General features: G+C 75.0%; 3 protein-coding genes and 1 pseudogene. 1 reads left to right on the top strand and 3 read right to left on the bottom strand.

What is annotated here, in order from left to right:
• Positions 1 to 79 precede the first annotated feature (79 nt).
• Positions 80 to 907: a dimethylargininase gene (gene ddaH / locus ACIQOV_RS34130; RefSeq protein WP_401054669.1), complete on the bottom strand. Its 828-nt coding sequence runs from the start codon at positions 905 to 907 to the stop codon at positions 80 to 82.
• Positions 908 to 1,158: 251 nt separating this feature from the next.
• Complete coding sequence (locus ACIQOV_RS34125) at positions 1,159 to 2,052, bottom strand: 4Fe-4S domain-containing protein (RefSeq protein WP_401054668.1); 894 nt, start codon at positions 2,050 to 2,052, stop codon at positions 1,159 to 1,161.
• Between the two features lie 218 nt (positions 2,053 to 2,270).
• Between ACIQOV_RS34125 and ACIQOV_RS34120 the strand changes: the two genes are divergently transcribed.
• Positions 2,271 to 3,053, top strand: coding sequence for an SGNH/GDSL hydrolase family protein (locus tag ACIQOV_RS34120; protein ID WP_401054667.1), 783 nt, complete (start codon positions 2,271 to 2,273; stop codon positions 3,051 to 3,053).
• A gap of 12 nt (positions 3,054 to 3,065) precedes the next feature.
• Here the strand turns inward: ACIQOV_RS34120 and ACIQOV_RS34115 are convergent.
• Positions 3,066 to 3,240 (bottom strand): annotated as a pseudogene (locus ACIQOV_RS34115) (DUF2809 domain-containing protein); the annotation flags it as partial.

Genomic DNA, 3,240 nt, shown 5'->3' with positions numbered 1-3,240 from the left:
GGTGGAGGGGGTGCACGGGCCGCGCACCCTGGAGGTGCTGCTGGTCACGGCGGCGGAACGGGACGCCGGGTAGGGCGTGTCACCGCGGCCTGAGCTCCAGGGTGCAGCACTTCGCCCCGCCACCGCCCTTCAGCAGCTCCGAGACGTCCACCGGGACCGGCTGGTAGCCGTGCTCGGCCAGGCGGCCGGCCAGGTTCTTGGCCGCCTCCGGCAGCAGCACGCGGCGACCGTCCGAGACCGCGTTGAGCCCGAACACCTCGGCGTCGGCCCGGTCGGCGAGGACCGCGTCCGGGTACAGCGCGCGCAGCACCGAGCGGCTGTCGGCGTCGAACGCCTCCGGGTAGTACATGACGTGGTCGTCGGCGAGCACCGCCAGTGCGGTGTCCAGGTGGTAGAAGCGCGGGTCGACCAGGGTCAGGCTGACCACCGGGACGCCGAACAGCTCCCCGGCCTCGGCGTGCGCGGCGCGCGAGGTGCGGAAGCCCGTCCCGGCGAGCACCCGGCGGCCCACCACCAGGTGGTCGCCCTCGCCCTCGTTGACATGCCCGGCCCGGCGCACCTCGCGGTAGCCGTGCTCGCGGAACCAGACCAGGTAGGCGTCCGACTCGGCGGCCCGCTCCGGGTGGCGGAAGGTGGCGACCAGGGCCCGGCCGTCCAGCACCGTGGCGCCGTTGGCGGCGTACACCATGTCGGGCAGGCCGGGCACCGGGTCGATCAGCTCGACGGTGTGGCCGAGCCGGCGGTACGTCCAGTAGAGCCGCTCCCACTGGCGCAGGGCGAGCGCGGTGTCGGTGGGCTGGGACGGGTCCATCCACGGGTTGATCGCGTAGTCCACGGTGAAGTGCGTCGGCCGGCACATCAGGTAGCGCCGCGGCCGGGCCTGGCGCTCCGGTGTCTGCGTGAGCATGACTCAACCATCCTTGGATCGCGGGGAGTTCGTCGCACGGAGTTCGGGGTTCGCGAGGCCGAACACCTTCGTTCCCAAGGCGGCTGCCCCGGCGGAACCGTTCGCACACCCGGGCGGGCGCTCCCGGCGGTCGCACGCCCCCGCGCACCCGGCGCAGGCACCGGCGCACCGGCCCTCCGGCGCCCGCGGGCGGGCCGCGCCGCCCGCGAACCCCGGCCGCCGCAGCGAGCCGCCCTGCCCGTGGACCCCGGCTACCAGCGGACCGCGCCGAAGTCCACCGGCCCGGGCCGCAGCTCCCGGCACCGCTCCGCCAGCGCCCGCAGCCGGCGGTCCGCCTCCTCGGCGGACATCCGGCGCCGCCCGCCGTGGCCGGGCAGCAGCCACTCGAAGCGCAGTACGCCGAGGCCGCGCCGCAGCGAGGCGGCGAGCTCCTCGATCGAGTACCAGGTCACCGATTCCGCCACCTCGATGTCCCCGGTGGTGCGGGACCAGTACAGGCTGTCGCCGCTGAAGCAGTACCGCTGGTCCGCGAGGTAGAGCACGCTGCCCCGGGTGTGGCCGGGGAACGGGTGGGCGACCAGGCCGGGCGAGACCTCCGTCGGCCCGGTGCCGCGCAGCACCCGGTCGGCGTCGGGCGCGGCCTCCAGGTCGCCCTCGTGGATCCAGAGCCGGGCCCCGAGGCGGTCGGCGTACGCCCGGCCGTGCGCGGCGTGGTCGCGGTGGGTGAGCAGGACGTCGGTGACCGGGCCGAGCGCGGCGTACCGGGCGGCCAGGGCCTCGCTGTAGCGCGGCGTGTCGACCATCACCCAGCCGGTCGGGCGGCGGCAGAGGTAGGAGTTGGCGCCCGCGATGCGGCGGGAGTTGTGGCCGAGCAGCAGCAGGTCGTCGGCGAGGGCCAGCGGGAACGGGTCCTCGGCCGGGTCCAGCGGCCCGGTGCCGGGGCGGATGGAGCGGGTCGGGCAGGCGTGGGCGGCGGCCAGCAGCTGTCGGCGCTCGGCCGCGTCGCGCGGCTGGCGGACCAGCTCGGAGCGGCCCTCGTGCTCGCGGACCAGGCCGGGCGCGAGCTGCCGGGCGACGTCGCAGTTGGTGCAGCGGTCGTCGATGGACCAGTTCTCGGGCGGGCCGGAGCGCAGGTCGGTGGTCATGGATGCCTTCCCCCAGGAGGACTGCGGCCGGAGCCGGCCGCTCCCTTCGAGCATCCGCCGGACGGGCCGGAAAGCGGAAGGGGGTGCCGATCTTGCGCTCTCCGGGGACCGGGTCTCTGCGGGCGGAGGCGCCCGGTGCGGGTACGTGGCCCATCTCACGTGCCGCCGGGGTCACCTACGGTGGCGTAGGTCACTTGATTGGGTGAACTATCTCTTTCATGCCGAATCTCCAGGAGACCCTTGACCTCGATTCGTACGCCGCCCTCGGGGACAGCTTCACCGAGGGTCTGAACGACCCCGGCATCGATGGCAGGTTCGCCGGCTGGGCCGACCGGCTCGCCGGAATCCTCGCCGACGGACGCCCGCCGGGCGACTTCCGCTACGCCAACCTCGCCGTGCGCGGCCGGCTGCTGGACCAGATCACCGCCGAGCAGGTGCCGCAGGTCCGCCGCCTCCAGCCCGACCTGGTCACCTTCTGCGCGGGCGGCAACGACATCCTCCGGCCGGGCAGCGACCCGGACGAGGTGGCCGGACGCTTCGAGGCCGCCGTCGTCCAGCTCACCGAGAACGCCGGGACGGTGCTGGTCTGCACCGGCTTCGACACCAAGGACGTGCCGCTGCTGAAGCACCTGCGCGGCAAGATCGCCACCTACAACGGACACGTGCGCGCCGTCGCCGACCGCAACGGCTGCCAGGTGGCCGACCTGTGGTCGCTGCGCGCGGTGCAGGACCGCCGCGCGTGGAGCGAGGACCGCCTGCACCTGTCCCCCGAGGGCCACCAGCGGGTCGCCCTGCTGGCCGCCCGCTCGCTGGGCCTGCGCACCGCGCAGGACCCGGAGGCCCCGTGGCCGGACGCCCGCGTGCTCACCCCGGCCGGCCAGCGGCGGGAGAACATCCAGTGGGCCCGCGAGCACCTGCTGCCCTGGGTCGGCCGGCGCCTGCGCGGCGAGTCCTCGGGCGACCATGTCGAGCCCAAGCGGCCGGAGCTGCTTCCGCTCTGACGGTCCGTCGGCTCACTCCGCCGGATGGCTGCACCGAACGGCTCCGCCGACCGCTGCGACTCGGGAGGTCCGCAGCAGCCGGTGGAGCGCTCCGGCACAGCCCGCGCCGACCAGGTACCAGAACAGGTCCGGCGGGTTGAAGGTCGAGCCCAGCACCAGCCGGGCCAGGACGCTGTGCCGCCCCCAG

Origin of the sequence: Kitasatospora sp. NPDC091257 (assembly GCF_044757675.1) — a bacterium.
GTDB lineage: Bacteria > Actinomycetota > Actinomycetes > Streptomycetales > Streptomycetaceae > Kitasatospora > Kitasatospora lactacystinica.
This window is presented reverse-complemented; position numbering and strand designations above follow the sequence as displayed.